General features: G+C 73.9%; 14 protein-coding genes. 5 read left to right on the forward strand and 9 right to left on the reverse strand.

What is annotated here, in order from left to right:
• Positions 1-43 precede the first annotated feature (43 nt).
• The 8 genes from RM555_RS22175 to RM555_RS22210 form a co-directional block, all read right to left on the reverse strand.
• Positions 44-973 carry an ROK family protein gene (locus RM555_RS22175; RefSeq protein WP_311413541.1) on the reverse strand — a complete coding sequence of 310 codons (930 nt, stop codon included), beginning with the start codon at positions 971-973 and terminating at the stop codon, positions 44-46.
• Positions 974-1,013: 40 nt separating this feature from the next.
• Entirely contained in the window at positions 1,014-2,471 is a 1,458-nt protein-coding gene (locus RM555_RS22180; RefSeq protein ID WP_311413542.1) for an argininosuccinate lyase, read from the reverse strand.
• A 63-nt stretch (positions 2,472-2,534) separates the two neighbouring features.
• Complete coding sequence (locus RM555_RS22185) at positions 2,535-3,488, reverse strand: amidohydrolase family protein (protein WP_311413543.1); 954 nt, start codon at positions 3,486-3,488, stop codon at positions 2,535-2,537.
• A complete protein-coding gene (locus tag RM555_RS22190) occupies positions 3,485-4,465 on the reverse strand; it encodes a creatininase family protein (protein WP_311413544.1) in 981 nt (326 codons plus the stop codon). The genes RM555_RS22185 and RM555_RS22190 overlap by 4 nt, the downstream gene beginning before the upstream one ends.
• Positions 4,453-6,246, reverse strand: coding sequence for an ABC transporter permease (locus RM555_RS22195; protein WP_311413545.1), 1,794 nt, complete (start codon positions 6,244-6,246; stop codon positions 4,453-4,455). The genes RM555_RS22190 and RM555_RS22195 overlap by 13 nt, the downstream gene beginning before the upstream one ends.
• The gene (locus RM555_RS22200; RefSeq protein WP_311413546.1) at positions 6,243-7,316 is read right to left on the reverse strand and encodes an ABC transporter ATP-binding protein; all 1,074 of its coding nucleotides are present in this window, start codon (positions 7,314-7,316) and stop codon (positions 6,243-6,245) included. Before RM555_RS22200 ends, RM555_RS22195 begins: the two co-directional genes overlap by 4 nt.
• Positions 7,317-7,408: 92 nt before the next feature.
• Entirely contained in the window at positions 7,409-8,458 is a 1,050-nt protein-coding gene (locus RM555_RS22205) for an extracellular solute-binding protein (protein WP_311413547.1), read from the reverse strand.
• Positions 8,459-8,507: 49 nt separating this feature from the next.
• Complete coding sequence (locus RM555_RS22210; protein ID WP_311413548.1) at positions 8,508-9,671, reverse strand: ROK family protein; 1,164 nt, start codon at positions 9,669-9,671, stop codon at positions 8,508-8,510.
• 417 nt (positions 9,672-10,088) lie between these two features.
• Between RM555_RS22210 and RM555_RS22215 the strand changes: the two genes are divergently transcribed.
• The gene (locus RM555_RS22215; protein ID WP_311413549.1) at positions 10,089-12,785 is read left to right on the forward strand and encodes a sugar-binding protein; all 2,697 of its coding nucleotides are present in this window, start codon (positions 10,089-10,091) and stop codon (positions 12,783-12,785) included.
• 87 nt (positions 12,786-12,872) lie between these two features.
• Here the strand turns inward: RM555_RS22215 and RM555_RS22220 are convergent, their stop codons facing one another.
• A complete protein-coding gene (locus RM555_RS22220) occupies positions 12,873-13,634 on the reverse strand; it encodes a sulfite exporter TauE/SafE family protein (protein ID WP_311413550.1) in 762 nt (253 codons plus the stop codon).
• 193 nt (positions 13,635-13,827) lie between these two features.
• Between RM555_RS22220 and RM555_RS22225 the strand changes: the two genes are divergently transcribed.
• From RM555_RS22225 to RM555_RS22240, 4 genes are all read left to right on the forward strand, one after another.
• On the forward strand, positions 13,828-14,199 hold the full coding sequence (locus tag RM555_RS22225; RefSeq protein WP_311413551.1) for an SCP2 sterol-binding domain-containing protein: 372 nt from the start codon (positions 13,828-13,830) through the stop codon (positions 14,197-14,199).
• The gene (locus tag RM555_RS22230) at positions 14,192-16,273 is read left to right on the forward strand and encodes an amylo-alpha-1,6-glucosidase (RefSeq protein ID WP_311413552.1); all 2,082 of its coding nucleotides are present in this window, start codon (positions 14,192-14,194) and stop codon (positions 16,271-16,273) included. Before RM555_RS22225 ends, RM555_RS22230 begins: the two co-directional genes overlap by 8 nt.
• An 11-nt stretch (positions 16,274-16,284) precedes the next feature.
• Complete coding sequence (locus RM555_RS22235) at positions 16,285-16,887, forward strand: cysteine hydrolase (RefSeq protein ID WP_311413553.1); 603 nt, start codon at positions 16,285-16,287, stop codon at positions 16,885-16,887.
• A 153-nt stretch (positions 16,888-17,040) separates the two neighbouring features.
• A partial coding sequence (locus tag RM555_RS22240) for an amino acid adenylation domain-containing protein (protein WP_311413554.1) occupies positions 17,041-19,388 on the forward strand: 2,348 nt, incomplete at its 3' end.

Genomic DNA, 19,388 nt, shown 5'->3' on the forward strand with positions numbered 1-19,388 from the left:
GGAGCGTTAACAAGGGGCCCTTCCTTACACACACATCCGGCGGTCAGCGGGGGGTCGGCACCGCCTCGCGGGCGAGGATGACCGCGCCGAGCAACGCGGCGTCGTCGGCGAACCGCGACAGCACCACCTCCGGCGGGTACGGCAGGACCGCCGCCATCCGCTCCCCCAGCAGGCCGCGGATCAACGCGTTGCCGGCCACCCCGCCGACCAGCACCACCCGCTGCGGGTCGAGCAGCAGGCAGCAGGTGACCAGGTGCCGGGCCAGCTCGTCGGCGCGGGCGGTCAGCGCGTCCCGGGCCGCACCGGGCCGCTCGGCGGCGGCGGCCAGCCCCCGCGCCCCGCCCGGCACGCCGAGCGACTCGGCGAGCCGGTCCAGCGCCCGGCCGGAGAAGCCCAGCTCCAGCATCGTGCCCGGCCACGGGGCACCGGCCACGGCGTACCCGATCTCGCCGGCCGCCCCGTGGTGCCCGGCCAGCACCGACCCGCGGACCGTGACCGCCGCCGCCACGCCGGTACCCAGGCCCACCACCAGGCCGGGGTCGGCGTCGCGGAGCGCGCCGAGCCGCAGCTCGGCCAGGGCGGCGGCGTTCAGGTCGTTGTCGACCGCCACGGCCGGCACCGCCAGCCGGTCCCGGACCGCGTCGGCCAGGCGCAGCCCGTCCCAGCCGGGCACGTTCGGCGCCAGGTCGATGCCGTCGGAACGGACCACGCCGGGCGAGGCGACCCCGGCCGCCGCGACCGGCGCGCCGACCTCCCCCACCAGCTTCGCGGCCAGCTCCAGGGCGCGGTCCAGGGCCTGCGGGGCACCCCGCTCGGCGTACGTCGGCACCCGCTCGCGGGCCAGCAGCCGGCCCTCGCCGTCGGCCACCCCGACCGCCATCTTGGTGCCGCCGAAGTCGATGCCGAGCAGCACGCCCCCGTCGCCGGCCGGCGGCGCGGACTGGGCGGCCCGGCCAGCGAGTCGCACGCTCACCGGACCACCCCCGCGCCCCCGGCCGCCGCATCCCACGCGCTCATCGGGCCGCCCCCTGCGCGGCGACCGCGTCCAGCGCCTCGTCGGCGGCGGCAAGCCGGCCGCGGACGGCGGCCAGCCGGCCGGCGACGGCGTCGAACGTGCCGCGCAGCACCGCCACCTGGGCGCGCACCGCGTCCGCGCCGGGACCGTCGACCTGGGCGCGGTCGAGCACCAGTTCCGGGCGTACGGCGGCGGCGATCAGGTCGGCGACCGCCGCGTCGGTCAGCCCGTCGGCGATCCCCTCCGCCGCCGCCCGGACGGTCTGTGCGGTCCAGGTGGCCGGGGCCCCGCCCCGGACCAGCCGGCCGACCACCGAGTGGGCGGCCCGGAACGGCACCCCGTGCCGGGTCAGCGCGTCGGCCGCGGCGGTGGTGGTGGCGCCGGAGGCGACGATCTCCTCGGCCGACGGCGGCTCCAGCGGCTCGATCTCGGCGAGGAAGCCGCCGAGCAGGGCGAAGAACCGGTCGGTGCGGTCGTTGCTCTCCCAGAGCCGCACCTGCACGTCGGTGGTGGCGTTGTTGGAGTCCTCCCACCAGGCGGCGCCGACGTTGTTGAGCACGCTGGCGGCGTCGGCGGCGGTGGCGCCGGCCATCGAGACGAGGTGCTCCAGCACCACCGGATTGCGCTTCTGCGGCATGATGCTGCTGCCCTGGGTGAAGTCGCCGGGCGTGCTCACCCAGCGCCAGCTCAGCCAGTCCATGAGGGTGCGGGCCAGCCGGGCGCCGGTCGCGAGGGCCTGGGCGTTGAGGGTGCCGACCCGCACGAGGTGGTCGGCGCCGGCCACCGCCTCGTACGAGTTGGTGACCAGGCCGTCGAAGCCGAGCAGCTCGGCCACCCGGGCGGGGGCGATGTCCAGGTCGGTGCCCGCGAAGGCGCAGGAGCCCAGCGGCGAGGTGTTGAGCTGGTCGATCAGCTCGGCGTAGGCGACGGCCTCCCCGGCGAGGGCCTCGGCGTAGCCGGCGAGGGCGTGCCCGATGGTGGTGGGCTGCGCCGGCCGGCGGTGGGTGTAGCCGGTGATCACCACGTCGGCGTAGCGGTGCGCGGAGTCCAGGGCGGTCGCGCCGGCGGCGAGCACCCGGTCGAGGACGCCGAGGAGCTGCTCGCGCAGCAGCATCCGGAACACCCCGGCGTCGAGGTCGTTGCGGCTGCGGGCCATCTGCACGTCGAGCTCGGAGGTGGGGATGCCGCACGCCTGCGCCAGCCGCTTCTCCATCAGGTAGTAGGTGTCCTCGAAGGTGCCGTCGAACTCGGGCGCGCCGGCGGTGTCGGCGCGCAGTTCGGCCAGCCCGCGCAGCAGCCGGGCGCCCCGCTCGGCGGGCACCAGCCCCTGCTCGACCAGCATCACCACGTGGGCCTGGCTGGCCCGCACCATCGCCGGGAAGAGGTACCCGACGTGGTGGTCGTAGGTCGGCCGGAGGTGGTGCCGCTGATAGGTGGTCAGCGCGGGTGTGCTCATGACGGTCTCTACTTCCTTCCGTGCCGGGCGTGGCGTCGCGCGCCGCGCCCGGGCGTCAGCCGGTCAGTCGTCCAGGCCGAGCAGGCGCTCGGCGTTCCCGGCGAAGATCGCGCGTAGGTGGTCGTCGGGCAGCCCCAGCTCGCGGCAGATCCGCAGCTGGTCGTCGAGGTAGCGGGTGACGTACCCGCGCGGGAACCACGACGAGTCGCTGCCGAACACGATCCGGTGCGGGCCGATGGTCTCGTAGCAACGCCGGAACAGCTCGTCCAGCGTCAACTTGTACGGCATCCAGCGCACCCACTGGTTCGACCCGGAGGTGTCGACGTGGATGTTCGGGCAGCCCCACGCGGCGAAGAGCAGGTCCTGCACGTGCTGGACGCCGAAGTGCGGCACCACCACAGCCAGCTCGGGGAAGCGGCGGGCCATCCGGGCCAGCTCGTCCGGGCCGCCGTAGCGGCCGTGGGACAGGCCGCCAGCGCTGCCGTAGTGTCCGATGTGGATCAGCACCGGCACGCCGAGGCGCTGGGCGGCGCCCCAGAGCGGGTCGAGGGCCTCGTCGTCGAGCGGGCCGCGCAGCAGCGGGGCGAACAGCTTCAGCCCGCGCAGGCCGCGCTCGGTGACGGCGCGTTCCAGCTCGGCGGCGGCACCGGCGCCGTACGGGTCGTGGTGGGCGAAGCCGAGCAGCAGGTCGGGGTGGCGGTCCACCACGTCGGCGACGGTGTCGTTGCCGCCGCCGGTGACGAAGACCGCCCGGCGCACGTTCACCGCGCGCAGCTCCTCGGCCCAGCGGTCCGCCTCGTCCTGCCAGCGCTCGGCGGGCGGCTCCGGGTCGGGGAAGCCCCACGCCTGCCGCCACTGCCGCGCGTACGGGGCGGAAGTGGCGGCGCGGACCGCCCGCCCGTGCTCGCCGCCGGGGTGCATGTCGGCGGCGTGCTCGCAGGCCCGGATCGTCTCGTCGGCGCCGATGCGGAAGTGCAGGTGGAAGTCGACGACGTCCAGTCCACGGTCGACGGTCACGGCGCCTCCTCGGGCTCGGACCCACCGGCCGGCGTGGTCGGTGGCGCGTCCGCGGTCGGCGGCGCGTCGGCGGGCAGCGGGGCGTCGGCGGGCAGCGGGGCGTCGGCGGGCAGCGGGGCGTCGGTGGGTGGGGCGGGCGGCGGGGCGGCCACCCAGGCGGCGATCACCTCGCGCAGCCGGGCGCCGGCCAGCTGCCGGACGCGGCGACCGGCCTCCTCGCCGGCCAGCGAGATGTGCCCGGACCAGCCCTGCCACGGGTCGGGCCGGGACTCCACCAGCACGTACGGGTGGGTGACCGGCAGCTTCGGCTTCGGCGGCAGGTCGGCGACCGCGTCGAGGCGGACCGCGCCGGGATCGAAGCCGAGCACGCCGGAGGTCTCGTACGCGCCGCCGTGCCCGCGCGCCGGCAGCGGCCCGTACAGCTCGGCGGTCTCGGCCGGGGTGACCAGCTGGAACCAGTTGACCAGCAGCAGGCTCGCCGTGCGCCGCCCGGAGACCCACTCCATGGCGGCGCGGACGGTCGACATGTTGGCGTCGTGTCCGTTGACGATCAGCAGCCGGGGGAAGCCGGCGGCCACGATCCCCTCGATCACGTCGGCGAGGTAGCCGACCGCGATCTCGGGCCGGATCGCCACCGTGCCGGGCCACGGCCGGGTCTGGCCGGGGCAGGCGGCGTACGGCACGGCGGGAAAGAGCACCCCGCGCGGGCCCGCCGGGGTGGCCGCACCGTCCGGAGGCGCGGTGCCGTCGCCGGACGGCACCGCGCCGTCGCCGGGGATCGCGCTCTCGGCGGCGAAGCCCTCGGCGAGGATCAGGTCGGTGCCGAGCGGCAGGTGCGGGCCGTGCCACTCGACCGCGCCGACCGGGAGCACCGCGAAGTCCGCCGCTTCGGCGACCGCCGCCAGTTCCCCGCCGGGGATCCGGGCGGCGGGGACCAGCCCGCCGCCCGCCGGCCAGGCCGCGCTCACGCCGTCCACCGGGCCGCCTCCCGACTGGAGCGCCGGCCGCCTTCCAGCCGGCCGGAGACCACCATCACCACGAAGATCAGGACAACCTGGAGCATGCCGTACGCGGCGGCGGTGCCGACCTCGAACGAGTACATCCGGTTGTTGATCTCGACGGAGATCGGCGCGGTCTCGGAGGTGTAGATCAGCACGGAGGCGACGAACTCGCCGACGCCGTGCACGAAGGCGAGCAGCGCGCCGGCCACCACGCCGGGCAGCATCAGCCGCAGGGTGACCGTGCCGAACGCCCGCCACCAGGACGCGCCCAGGTTGCGCGCGGCCTCCTCCAGCGACGGGTCGATCTGCGCCAGGGTGGCCGAGCTGGACCGGAACACCAGCGGCAGGAACCGCACGAAGTACGCCAGCGGCATGATCCAGAAGGTGCCGATCAGCACCTGTCCGAAGCTGAACGCGTTGCCCGTGCTGAACGCCGAGATCAGGTTGATCGCCACCACCGTGCCGGGCAGCGCCCAGGCCAGCATGACCGCCACGTCCAGCAGTCCCCGGCCGCGGAAGTCCAGCCGGCGCACCGCGTACGCGATGAGCACGCCGACGACGACGCAGGCGACGGTGGCGATGAGGCTCATCTGCAACGAGTTGAGGATCGGCTGGAACGCCGCCGGGTCGGAGAAGATCGTGACGAAGTTCTGCGTGGTGTACGCCGCCGGAATGACCTCGGTGGTCCAGGAGCCGTCCTCGGAGAACGCGACCAGGGCGATGGTCGCCACCGGCGCGAGCAGGACCGCGGTGGCCAGGACCGAGGCGGTCAGGGCGAGCCACTTGCCCAGCGGGTTGGTGATCTCGCGGCGGTGCGCGGCGACGCCCTTGGACTGGGAGCGGTAGCTGCGCCGCCCCTCGTACCAGCGCATGCCGAGCAGGAACAGCACCGAGACCACGCCGAGCACCGAGGCGTACGTGGAGGCCATCGGCAGGTCGCCGTTGGTGCGGTTGATGTAGATCTGCATGGTCATCGTCTGGTCCACCCCGAACAGCAGCGGGGCGGTGTACGACGCCAGCGAGGTCATGAAGACCAGCAGCGAGGCGGAGACCAGCGCCGGGGTGAGCATCGGCAGCAGCACCGTGCGCCACACGCGGACCCGGCCGGCGCCCAGGTTGTACGCCGCCTCCTCCACCGACGGGTCCATCCCCGACAGCGCGGCCGAGGCGGACAGGTAGAAGTACGGGTACATGGTGAACGTGTGCACGACCAGCACGCCGGCGATGCCGCTGAACGGCAGCACCGGGTTCTCGGCGCCGAAGAGCTGCTGGAGGCCGCGCGGCAGGATCCCGGTCTCGCTGTAGAGCAGCTGGAACGAGATCGCCCCGATCAGCGGCGGCAGCGCCGCCGGCACCAGGATGATCGCCTCGATCAGCTTGCGGCCGGGGAACGAGAAGCGCTTGAGCAGGAAGGCCATCGCCACGCCGACGACGCCGCAGAGCAGCACGCTGGCCGCGGAGATGATCAGCGAGGTGACCAGGGAGGAGCGGGCGACCCCGCCGCCGGTGACGAAGCTGCCGTAGTTCTCCACGCCGTCCACGCCGACGCTCTCGGCGAAGGTGGCGAACATCGGCTGCACCACGTACCCGAAGAGGATCAGGGCGAGCGGGAAGACCAGGACGTACGGGAACCAGCGCGAGCCGGTGCCGCCGGCGAACCGGTCGGCGAGCCGGCGGCGCGGGCCGCGCGGCGGCGTCGGCTCGCCGGTGATCGGCGCGACGGTCGCCGGGCTGGGGGTGGCGGGGAGGGTGCTCACGGGCGCACCACCCACATCCGCTCCCGGTTCAGCCGCAGCCCGACCTGGTCGCCGGCGGCGATCCCGGCCGGCACGTCGATCGCGGCGACCTGGACGGGCTCGCCGGCCACGTCGACCACGAGGTTGGTCGCCATGCCGGTGAACTCCACCTCGGTGACCCGGCCGGGCAGCGCGCCCGCCTCGGTGGCCGAGGTCAGCCCGATGTGCTCGGGCCGGACGGACACCGACGCGGTGTCGCCCTGGCGCAGGCCGTGGTCGGCCGGGGCGGGCGCGGCGATCTCGCCGCCGGCGGGCAGGCCCACGGTGACGCTCTGCGCGTCGGCGGCGACCACCGGCAGGGTGAGCACGTTGCTGCGGCCGATGAAGCGGGCCACGAAGCTGGTCGCCGGGCGGTGGTAGATCTCCTGCGGGGCGCCGATCTGCTGCACCCGGCCGGACTGCATGACCGCGATCCGGTCCGACATGGCCATCGCCTCGGCCTGGTCGTGGGTGACGTAGATGGAGGTGGTGCCGGCCTCGCGCTGGATGCGGCGGATCTCGACCCGGGTCTCCTCGCGCAGCTTGGCGTCGAGGTTCGACAGCGGCTCGTCGAGCAGCAGGGTGCGGGGCCGGATCACCAGCGCCCGGGCCAGGGCGACGCGCTGCTGCTGGCCGCCGGAGAGCTCGTCGATGCGCCGGTCGCCGTAGCCGGCGAGGTGCACCTGGCCGAGCGCCTCCTCGACCCGCCGCCGCGCCTCGACCCGCCCGACCTTGCGGATCTTCAGGCCGTACGCGACGTTCTGCGCGACGCTCATGTGCGGGAAGAGGGCGTAGTTCTGGAACACCATGCCGGTGTCGCGCTTGTTCGGCGGCCGGCGGGTGACGTCCTCGGTGCCGAACCGGATCCGGCCGGAGGTGGGGAAGTAGAACCCGGCCACCATGCGCAGGGTGGTGGTCTTGCCGCAGCCGCTCGGGCCGAGCAGCGTGAAGAACTCCCCGGCGGCGATGGTGATGTCGACGTCGTCCACGGCCGCGGTGTCGCCGCCGCGCGCGAAGCGCTTGCTCACCGACTCGAGCGTGACATCGATCATGAGGTCCTCTCCTTCGTGCGGTACCGGACCTGGACGGTCGTCAGGTGGGGGCGCGGGGGCGGGACGGGCCCGCCCCCGAAACGCCCGGGCGGTCAGCCCTTGTTCTTGATCTGGCCGTTCCAGTGGTTGATCCACTCGGTCTCGTTCTTGCCGATGACGTCCCAGTTGACGTCCAGCGGCTTGAGGCCGAGCTGGGCCAGCCACTCCGGCTTCTCGGCGATGTCCACGGCCGGGATCTGGTAGTAGTCCTTGGCCAGGTCGGCGCGGAGCTTGTCGTCGAAGAGGAACTCCATGAACTTCTGGGCGCCGGTGGTGTTGCCGCCCTTGACCGCCGCGATGCCGTCGACCAGCACCGGGGCGCCGGAGGCGGGCATCACGTAGCCGAACGGCATGTTCGACTGGTTGGCCTGGAGCAGGACGTCCTGCAGGTTCCAGGCGCTGAGCACGCCCTGCTGGCGGGAGAGCTTCAGGTAGAGGTCGGTCGGGTTGGCCGCGTACGCGCCGGTGTTGGCGTCGAGCTTCTTCAGCCAGTCGTAGCCGGGCTGCGGGTTGCTGCCGTCCGGGGACTGCCGCATGATCATGGCGGCGTAGATCGACCGCATCGTGCCGGACGCGGCCACGTCCCGGATGATGATCTTGTCCTTCCACTCCGGCTTCAGCAGGTCGTCCCAGTCCTTCGGGGCCTGCTCCGGGGTGAGCGCCTTGTTGTTGTACATGATGACCTCGGGGAGCAGGATCTCCCCGAACCAGCGGCCCTCGGCGTCCTTGTACTTCGGGTCCATCTTGGCGGCGAACGCCGGCTGCCAGGAGGTCAGCAGGTCCTCGCCGGCGCCGGCGGAGAGCCCCTGCTGGGTGCCGCCCCACCAGACGTCGGCCTGCGGGTTGGCCTTCTCGGCCCGGACCCGCTCCAGGATCTCCTGGGCGCCCAGGTTGAGGATCTCGACCTTGCCCTTGTACTCGGGGTACTTGGCGGTGAACTGGTCGACGACGTAGGTGGAGACCTTCTTGTCGCGGGCCGTGTAGATGGTCAGCTTCTCGGCGCTCGCGCCGCCGGCCGCGTCGTCGCCACCACCGCCGCCGCAGGCGGTGCCGGCGGCGAGCACGGTGGCGAGCGCACCGGCGAGGAGAAGTCGACGTCTCATGGGGTACCTCCGAGGGGTGTGGGGGAACTGCGGTGTGCGTGGTGTGTGGTCAAGGGGTCGGCAGCAGGGTCGGCATGCCGGCGGCAGCCGCGGAGAGGGCGTAGCTGACCGCCCCGTGCAGCACCGCCCGGTCGCCGAGCACGGCCCGGCGCACCTCGGTGCTGCTCGGCGCGGCGGCGGTGACCAGCGCCTGGAGCCGGTCGACGGCGGCGTCGTCGAGGTGGGCGGCCGCCCCGCTGAGCAGCACCCGCCCGGGGTCGACGACGCAGACGCAGGAGACGATGAGCCGCGACCAGGCCGCGAGCACGTCGTCCAGGTAGGCGGCGGCCCGGTCGTCGATGGCCGCCAGCGCCACCAGGTCGGCCACGGGCGAGTCCGGCCGCCGCCCGGGGGCCAGCGCCACCATCCGCTCGGCGATGGCGTTCTCCGACCAGCGGGCCTCGAACGGACCGATCCCGTCGTGGCCCCGGTCGGTCGGGTCGAGTGGCAGGAAGCCGACCTCGCCGGCGGCCCCGCCGGCGCCCCGGCGGACCTGCCCGTCGAGCACCAGGCCGGCGCCGATGCCGTCGGCCACGTGCAGCAGCAGCAGGTCGGCGACGTCGCTGCCCGCGCCGGCGGCGTGCTCGCCGGCCGCCATCAGGTTCACGTCGTTGTCCACCACCACCGGCACCCCGAGCCGCCGCTGCACCGACTCCCCCACCGGCCGGCCCTCGACGAGGCCGACCGAGGGGGCCAGGCGCACGGCGCCGCCGGTGGAGATGCCGGGCGCGGCGATGGCCACCCCGCGCAGCGCCGGCAGTCCGTCGCCGGCGAGTTCGGGCACCGACCGGCAGATGGTGTCGACGATGTCGCCGGCGAGCCGGACCGCCCGGTGGGCGATGACGGCGCCGTCGCTGTCGGCGATCTCGCAGCTGATCCGGGACGGCTCCAGGGAGACGGCGGCGACCAGCTCGGCCCGCGGGTTGAACTCCAGCATCGCCCGTGGCCGGCCGGTGCGGGAGGTCCCCGGGCCCCGCTCGATGAGGTACCCCTCGGCGATCAGCTCGCGCACGAGCGGGGTGAGCGTGGCGGGGCTCAGCCCGGTGAGCTCGGTCAGCTCGGCGCGGGAGAGCACCCGCACCTGGCGGGCGGTGGAGATCACGGACAACCGCTTGATCTCCTTCGACCGCTCCCGGCTCACCGGGCTCGTTGGTGGCGTCACCACGTCAGTCACACTTCCTTCCTACGGCGAACGAACTATCGAGTCAAGTAACGAAACCGTCTCGTTACCTTGCGGCCTCCTTCTTGAGCAGCAGAAACGCCCTTCCTCGAGCCTCGGGGAGGCCGCCGGACGGGCGCACTCACCACCCGCAACACCTCGGACGGCGGGGGGTTAGTTTCTTTCGCAAATAAAGAAAGACCTTGCAAAGCATTGACGGGCCGCCGCGCCGGTCCCTAGCGTCACCGGGCGAAGGCCTTCCAGTGTGTACGGACCCCCGTGCCGCTGCGTACCTGAGGTGACGCCGGCGCTCCCTCGTGCCCCGGCGCCCCTGCCCGCCCTCTCACCGTCCGACCGCGACCCCCACGTCGACGCCCCGCGTCCGACGTCGCCGGCCGCTGCCCGGACCTCGCGTCACGCGAAAGGATCCGCATGCGTCTCAAGGCGTTCCTGCTACCCACGGCGCTCGCCCTGGCCCTGTCCGGGACACCGGCCGTGGCCCTCGCCGCACCCCCCGACGCCCGGCCGACCGACGCCGTCGACCTGGACGTCCTCTTCGTCAGCGCGCACCCCGACGACGAGGCCGGCAGCCTCGCCACCCTCGGGCAGTGGAAGGAGAAGCACGGCGCCAAGGCCGGCGTCGTCACCATCACCCGTGGCGAGGGCGGCGGCAACGCCGTCGGCCTGGAGGAGGGCCCGCCGCTGGGCATCATCCGCGAGCGCGAGGAACGCACCGCGATCGGCCGCGCCGGGGTGGAGAACCTGTACAACCTCGACCGCGTCGACTTCTGGTACACCGCGTCCGCGCCCCTGTCCGAGCAGATCTGGGGGCACGACGACACCCTCGCCCAGATCGTCCGGGTGATCCGGCAGACCCGGCCCGAGATCGTCATGACGATGAACCCGTCGCCCACGCCCGGCAACCACGGCAACCACCAGCAGGCCGCCCGCTTCGCCGCCGAGGCGTTCCACGCCGCCGCCGACCCGAAGGCGTTCCCGGAGCAGGTCACCAAGGAGGGGCTCACGCCGTTCCGGGCGGCGAAGTTCCTGCGTACGGGCGGCAGCGGCAGCTCGACGACCGGGCCGCAGTGCGCCACCGGTTTCGTGCCGGCCGTCCCGACCGACCAGGTGTTCGGCGTCTGGGAGGGCGCCCGCAGCGCCGGCGGCAAGACCTGGGCCGAGGTCGAGGTCGACGCCCGCCGGGACTACGTGACCCAGGGCTGGGCCAACACCGCCGCCGCCCCCACCGATCCCGCGAAGATCCGCTGCGATTTCTACACCCTGGTCGACAGCCGCGTCCCGTACGACCCGGCGGACACCTCGCCCGAGGCGATCCTGCGTGGCTCGGTCCTGCCCCCGGCCGCCGGTGGGCTGCCCAAGGGCACCGAGCTCTACCTGACCGCCGACCGGTTCGACCTCGCCCCCGGGCAGAGCGTCGAGGTCACCGCGCACGTGCGGGCGCCCGGCAACCGGGCCCTCACCTCGCCCCGGGTCTCCCTGCGGCTGCCGCAGGGCTGGACCGCCAGCGGCTCCGGCGCGGTGCGCGGCGCCGTACCGGCCGGCAAGGAGCGGACCGTCACCTTCACCGTGACCGTCCCCGCCGGCGCCGACACCAACGAGCAGCACCTCGTCGGCGCGTCCCTCACCACCGGGCAGGGCGCCGGCCGTACGGACCGCGCGGTCCGGGTGGTCGCCGACGTGCGCGGCACCCTGGAGCCGCTGCCCGAGGTGGGGCTGTTCCGCACCTGGGCCGGCGACAGCGGCTATCCGCAGCTGGACACCCTGATCAAGCCGGTGCTGACCCTCGGCTCCGGCAAGAGCCGGACGGTCCGGGTGGACCTGCGCAACCACGGCGAAACCGCCCAGAGCGGCACCGTCGCCCTCGGCCTGCCGGCCGGCTTCACCGCCGACGCGCCGACCAAGAGCTACGCGGCCCTGGCGCCGGGCGCGACCGGGGCGGTCACCTTCACCGTCACCAACAGCGACGCCAGCCTGCCGACCGCCAACGAGGGCGGCGACGGCGGCGACTACGGGATCACCATCACCACCACCAGCGCCGCCGGCAGCACCGTGGAGACCGGCGCCCTGGAGATCGTGCCGACCAGCGAGGTGCCGCACGCCGGGCACGACCACGCCGTCGACGGGGTGGGCTCCCCGGGCGAGTACCCCGGCGAGGAGCTGGACCTGTCCCGCATCTGGGAGGGACAGGCCACCACGCCACAGGACGCCTCGGCCACCGGCCGGATCGCCTTCACCGAGGACGCGCTCGTCGTGTTCGTACAGGTCACCGACGACGTGCTCGGCAAGAAGGTGGTGCCGCAGGACTGCAAGCGGCAGCGGCGCACCGACAGCGTGGAGATCATCGTCGACCCGAAGGGGAACTCGACGGACACCTCGACCGTGTTCAAGGCGGGCATCTTCCCGGTCACCGACGACCCCGCCAACGGCGACCCGCCGTGCTGGCAGCGCGACGCCGACAACCGGCAGGGACCGGGCGCCACGACCGCCCCGGGGATGACCGTCGTCAGCAAGGTCACCGCGCCGTACACCGGCTACACCATCGAGGCGCGCATCCCGTTCGCGGTGCTGCCCGACGCCATCGACCCGGCGCGGATGGGCTTCAACGTGCTGGTGTACGACTCGGACACCCAGGACCTCAGCTCCCAGTCCCGGCTGGGCTGGTCCACCTTCACCGGCGTCCGGGCCGACCCGTACCGCTACGGCCTGGTCACCCTGCCCGGCCTCACCCCGGCCCAGCGGCAGCCCAGTGCCCCGGTCTTCCCGGACACGGCCGCCCGTAGCGTGCACAGCCCGCAGACCATCGCGCAGTCGGCGGTGGACGGCGTGGCTCCGGCCGCCGTCACCCGGCTGCCCGAGCGGGCGCTGCGGCTGACCGGCCAGCGGCAGGTGGCCGGCGGAGTGCGGGTGACCGTCCGGGCCGACCGCGCCGGCACGGTGTACCTGCACACCTGGGACGGCGACCGGTCGCTCGGTGAGCGTTCGGTGCAGGTGCCCGCCGGCCGCCCGGTGACCGTCGTGGTCCCGGCGACCGGTGGCACGCCCACCTCGGTCCTGGCCGCCTTCGAGGCCGGCGGCGCCGCGCTCGCCCGCCAGGTCCCGCTGGCCTGACCGGTGCGCGACGGGCCCCTGCCATCCGAGCGGACGGCAGGGGCCCGTCGCGTCGTCGGGGCCGAGACTCCCCGGCGGCAGCGCGGTCTACAGGACGTTGCGCCTCAGCAGGAACAGCCCGAAGAGCACCCCGAACGCGACGACCACGGCCCTGAGCGGGCCCTCGGGGAGTCTGCGGAGCAGTCGGGCGCCGACATAGCCGCCGACGACGGTCGCCGGGGCGACGACTGCCACCCCCGCCCAGTTGACGGTGCCGAAGAGGACGTAGAGCGCCACCGCCGTGAACGAGATGACGGCCGACAGCAGGTTCTTCAGGGCGATCGTCCTGGTGAGCGGCTCGTGCTGCAGGAGCGCCAGGCCGGCGACCAGGACGATGCCGAACCCGGCGCCGACGTAACCGCCGTAGAGGCCGCCCAGGGCGACGGAGAGTTGCAGGGCCGCCGGGTGTGCCCGCCGGTTTCGCGGCGCGGAGCGCCGGGCCAGGCCGTCCAGCCAGCCCCGCAGACCGAGGACGGCCGACGCGGCGAGCACCAGGAACGGCACAATCACGTCGAAGACGCGGGTGGGCGTCACCAGCAGCAGCACCGACCCGGCGACGCCGCCGACGACCGCCGCGGGCAGGACGCGTCGCACGTCGCCGCGGGGCGGCAGGTCCCGGTACCCTCCGGCGACGCTCGCCACGTTGCCGGGGAAGACGGCGACGGTGCTGGTCAGCTTGGCGGTGAGCGGCGGGATGCCGGCAGCGATCAGCGCCGAGAAGGCGATCAGGGAACCGCCGCCCGCGACCGCGTTGAAGGCGCCCGTGGCGACACCGGCGGCGACGAGCAGCGTCGCCTGGAGGGGATCCATCGGATCCCAGGCTAGTGGCGATGCCCGGCGGCGGGGCGGGTGTCGGCCGGGCCGCCCGGCCCGCCACGCGCGGGACGGCTCGGGGCCGGCCGGCGGTGGGCGCGGCCCCCGGCGGGGCCGGGCGAAATTCACCCTCTCCGGGTGAGGCGGTGGCGGCGTTTCCGGGGAAAGGTGGCCGGTGAGGAGGGTCGCGATGGCGGATGCCACCGAGGATTTCTTCCACGGCCTCGCGCGCCGTGGGCACGACCGCCGGCTCAGGGCGATCGACGAGGGCAGCGTGCGCTTCGACATCAGCCGTGACGGCCGGACCGCGCACTGGCTGGTCTCCATCGACAAGGGCGACATCAGGGTCTCGGAGGAGGCGACCGGCGGGGACGCGGTCGTCGAGGCGGACCGGGCGGTGTTCGACCGCATCGCCAGCGGGGAGGCGTACTTCCTCACCACTGTGCTGCGCGGCGAGGCGGCCGTGGCGGGCAGCCCTCGGCTCTTCGCGACCGTCCGGAAGCTCTTTCCGCCGCCGCCCGCGTCCCGGGGCACGCGCCGCCGGGGAGGCGGCCATGAGTGACGACCAGGTGGGCATCCTGGACGGCACCACCTTCCTGGTCTGCGACCGGGCCGGCGACATCCTCCCGTCGCCCGACACTCCGCTCGGCCTCTTCGCCCACGACACGCGCCTGCTGTCGAAGTGGGTGCTCACGATCGACGGGGAGCGGTTGAGCACCCTCGCCATCGACGACATCCACTACTTCGAGAACCGGTTCTACCTGGTCCCCGGCCACCAGGACGTCTACGTCAACAGCACGCTCTCCGTGCGGCGGGCACACACGCTCGACGCCGGCCTGCACGAGGAGCTGAGCATCACCAACCATGCCGGCCAGCCGGTCGACCTGACCGTCCGGGTCGAGGTGGACGCCGACTTCGCGGACGTCTTCGAGGTCAAGGACGCGACGGCGCGGAAGAAGGGGCGGCACTACCGGCGCGTCGACGACGGGCGCCTCGTCCTCGGCTACGAGCGGGAACGGTTCCGGCGGGAGACGATCGTCTCCGCGACGACGCCGCCAGAACTGGACGAGGACGGGTTGACGTTCACGGTCCACCTCGAACCGCACGGCAGGTGGCGGACCAGGCTGACCGCGGAGCCGGACCTCCCGATGCCGCGAGGGCTGGAACGGCTCACGATTCCGGGACGGGCGCGCAGCCGGGACAAGGAGCGCCGGCTCAAGGACTGGCTGGCGGAGGCGCCCCGGCTGGAATCCGGCTTCGAGCCCCTGCGCGGCGCGTACCGGCGCAGCCTGATCGACCTGGCCGCGCTGCGGTTCAGCCCGTTCCTCGCCGAGGACCGGAGCGTGCCGGCCGCCGGCCTGCCCTGGTTCATGAGCCTGTTCGGCCGGGACAGCATCCTCACCAGCCTCCAGGCGCTGCCGTTCGCGCCCGATCTCGCCGCCACCACGCTCAGGGTGCTCGCGCTCCGGCAGGGCAGCCGGGTCGACGACTTCCGGGAGGAGGAGCCCGGCCGGATCCTGCACGAGATGCGGTACGGGGAGATGAGCGTGTTCGAGGAGACGCCGCACACGCCCTACTTCGGCAGCGCCGACGCCACTCCCCTGTTCCTGGTGCTGCTCGACGAGTACGAACGCTGGACCGGCGACACCGCGCTCGTCCACTCGGTCGAACAGGAGGCGCGGGCGGCGATCGACTGGATCGACCACTACGCCGACCTGACGGGCAGCGGCTACATCTCCTACGAGCGGCGCAACACCCGCAACGGCCTGGAGAACCAGTGCTGGAAGGACTCCTGGGACGGCATCTCGTACCAGGACGGGCGGCTGCCCGGCTTCCCCAGGGCGACCTGTGAGCTGCAGGGGTACGCGTACGACGCGAAGATGCGCACCGCCCGGCTCGCCCGGACGATCTGGGACGACCCGGCGTACGCGGACCGGCTGGAACGGGACGCCGCCGAGCTCAGGCAGCGCTTCAACCGCGACTTCTGGGTCGCCGACGGGCAGTACATGGCCCTCGCGCTCGACGGTGACGGCCGCCAGGTGGACGCGCTGTCGTCCAACATCGGCCACCTGCTGTGGAGCGGCATCGTCGACGAGCCGAAGGCCGCGGCCCTGGCGCGACACCTGATGTCGCCCGCGCTGTTCAGCGGCTGGGGGGTGCGCACGCTGGCCGAGAGCGCGAGCCGCTACAACCCGATCGGATACCACGTCGGGACGATCTGGCCGTTCGACAACTCGTTCATCGCCTGGGGCCTGCGCCGCTACGGGTACGCCGACGAGGCGGCCCGGATCGCCGCCGGGATCCTGGACGCGGCGGTCTTCTACGACGGCCGGCTGCCCGAGGCGTTCGCCGGCTACCCCCGGGCCGAGACCAAGTATCCGGTCAACTATCCCACCGCGTGCAGCCCGCAGGCGTGGTCCGCCGGGGCCACCCTGCTGCTGTTGCGCACGATGCTCGGGCTGCAACCGGTCGGCGAAGACCTCGTGATCAGACCCGCTCTGCCCGCTAGTCTCGACTTCGTGGCGCTGCTCGACATTCCCGGGCGGTGGGGGCGCCTCGACGCGTACGGCAGAGGGCCGGCCGGCGCGGGCGGACGCGGCCACCAGCCGGCTCCGCAGCAGCTCTCCGCCCCGTGACGGGAGGGACGATGCGAGAACTCGACCCGATGCGGACCGCCGTCGTCGGCGTCCACTGGCAGCACGAGGTGGTCAGCCCCGACGGGGTGTTCGGTCCGTTCTTCGCCGAGCAGGTCTCCCGGCACCGCGTCGCCTCGTACGCGGCGCAGGTCGCCACGGCGGTACGCGCCAGTGGCGGCCTCGTCGTCCACACGCGGGTCGCGTACCGACCCGGATACCCGGACCTCATCCCCAACACGCCCAGCTTCGCCATGGTCCGCGAGCGCAATGCCTACCTCGAGGGCGCGCCAAGGGCGCGGATCGTCGACGAACTCGCGCCGGAGGCCAGCGACGTCGTCATCACCACCGTCCGGCTCACCGGCTTCTTCGGCAGCGAACTCGACACGGTGCTGCGGCGCCGGGGCGTGGACAGCGTCCTGTTCACCGGCGTCGCCACCAACCTCTCCGTCACCGGCACCGTGTTCGAGGCGGTCAACCTCGGCTACCGGCCGGTGGTGGTCTCCGACGCGTGCACCGCCGCTACCGACGAGGCGCACCGGGCGAGCCTGGAGACGCTGGGACAACTCGGCGAGGTGGTCACCACCGCCGAGGCCGTCGACCGCCTGTCGAGGTGAGCCGTCGGGCCGGGCGGCCCGTCGCCCGGCGGCCACCCCGGCCGGGCCGCTCCGGTGGGTGGCCGGCCAGCCCCGACAACGGCCCGGACAGCCCCTAGCCCGGCCCGTTTGCATTGACGACGGGCGTGCCGCGCTGGCAGCATCCGGCGCATCATGATCAAGGAAAGCGGTTGGTCAGCGCCCCCCGTCCCCGCCCGGCCGTCCGGCCAGCCCGCCGGGGGCGAGCGACACCACGCGGACCTCGTCCATGAGGCGATCGTCCGGCATCCCGCCGACGCGGTGGCGCTGGGCACGGACGACGCCCTCGTCTCCTACGGGGAGTTGCGCGCGCGCAGCAACCGGCTGGCCCGGCACCTGCGGGCCACCGGGGTACGCCGAGGCGACCTCGTCGCCGTCCTGCTGCCCCGCGGTGTCGACGGAATCGTCAGCGTGCTGGCGGCGCTCACCGCCGGCGCCGCGTACCTGCCCGTCGACGCGGGCTACCCGCCGCAGCGGGTCCGGCACATGCTCACCGACTCCCGGGCGCGGGTGCTCGTCACCGTACGGTCGCTGGTCCGGCCCGACCTGGTGGTTCCGGGCACCCCGGTCGTCCTGCTCGACGACGACCGGGCCACGCTCGCCGCGTACCCCGACCGCCCGCCGGCCGTGCCGGTCGGCCCGGGTGACCTCGCGTACGTGATCTACACCTCCGGGTCCACCGGCCTGCCGAAGGGGGTCATGGTCGAGCACGGCTCGCTGCGCGGGCTGGCCCGGTGGCGGGCCGACGCGGAGCGCCTCGGCCCCGACGACCGCTGCCTGCACCTGTTCTCCCCCGGCTTCGACGCCTCGGTGTGGGACATCTGGGCGCCGCTGGTGGCCGGCGCCAGCCTCTGGATGCCCGACGACCAGACCCGCGTCGACCCCGACCGGCTGGTGGACTGGCTCGCCGCGCACGCGATCACCTCGGCGACGCTGCCCACCCCGCTCGCCGAGGCCGTGCTGACCCGGCCGACGCCGCCCGACGGGGCACTGCGCATCCTCGGCGCGGGGGGCCAGCAACTGCTGGCCCGCCCCCGCCCCGAGCACACGTTCACCACCGTCAACCTGTACGGACCCACCGAGGCCACCGTGCTGGCGATGGCCGGGGAGGTGGCGGTCGAGGGCGACGGCCCGCCGTCGCTCGGGCATCCGGCCGCGGACGCCGCCATCCGGCTGCTCACCGACGACCTGCGTCCGGTGCCCGCCGGCGACCTGGGCGAGGTGTTCATCGGTGGGCCGGGCGTGGCCCGGGGATACCACGACCGTCCCGCCCTCACCGCCGAACGCTTCCCGCCCGACCCGTACGGGCCGCCGGGCAGCCGCCTCTACCGCACCGGCGACCTGGCCCGTCAGCTCCCCGACGGCACCTACCACTTCGCCGGCCGGGTCGACGACCAGGTCAAGCTGCACGGCCACCGGATCGAGCTGGGCGAGATCGAGAGCGTGCTGCTGCGTCATCCGGACGTACGGGCCGCCGCCGTCGGGCTGCACGAGGGGACGGCCGGCCCCCGGCTCGTCGGCTACGTCGTGCCCGAGGCCGGCCCGGACGACGCGGCGCTCGCCGAGCACGCGGCCCGGTACCTGCCGGCGACCATGGTTCCCGCCGCGTGGGCCCGGCTCGCCGCCCTGCCGCTCACGCCGCACGGCAAGCTGGACCGGGCCGCGCTCCCCGCGCCGGCGGAGCGGGTCGGCGAGGCGCCCCGCGACGACCTGGAGCGACGGGTGGCGCAGGTGTGGGCGGAGGTGCTCGGCAAGTCGCCGGGCCGCGACGACAACTTCTTCTCCCTGGGTGGGCACTCGCTGCGGGCCACGATGGTCGCCGTCCGGCTGCGTGAGCGGTTCGGGCTGCCGATCTCGGCGGCGATCGTGTTCGAGGCGCAGACCGTGGCCGCGATGGCCGACCGCCTACGGCCCGAGGTGACGGCCGACCCGTCGACCGCCGGCGGCGAGGACGACCCGGTCGTGACCGGCGCCGGGCAACCGAGCGATCCGGCCCTCGTCCCGCCGGGCGGCGAAGTGTCGTCGCCGTTTCGGGTCCTGTCGTTCGCGCAGCAACGCCTGTGGTTCCTGCACACCCTCGACCCGAAATCCACCGCCTACAACACCCAGACCGCCTGGCACATCGACGGCGAACTCGACCTCGACCACCTCGACACCGCCATCGACGAGATCATCCGCCGGCACGAAGTCCTCCGCACCACCTTCGCCGAACACGACGGCGTCCCCGTCCAGATCATCCACCCACCGACCACCCACCACAGCACCCGCCACGACCTCACCCACCTCCACCCGGACCACCACGACCACCGCATCCGCGGCATCCTGCGCGCCGAACTCGACACACCGTTCGACCTCGCCACCGGCCCGTTACTACGCAGCCACGTCCTCCAACTCGCCCCCACCAGCCACGTGCTCTGCCTCACCTGGCACCACATCGTCCTCGACGGCTGGTCCGTCGGCGTGTTCCACACCGAACTCGACCA

It is taken from the genome of Micromonospora reichwaldensis, assembly GCF_031845925.1.
In the GTDB taxonomy this organism is placed as follows: Bacteria; Actinomycetota; Actinomycetes; order Mycobacteriales; family Micromonosporaceae; genus Micromonospora; species Micromonospora reichwaldensis.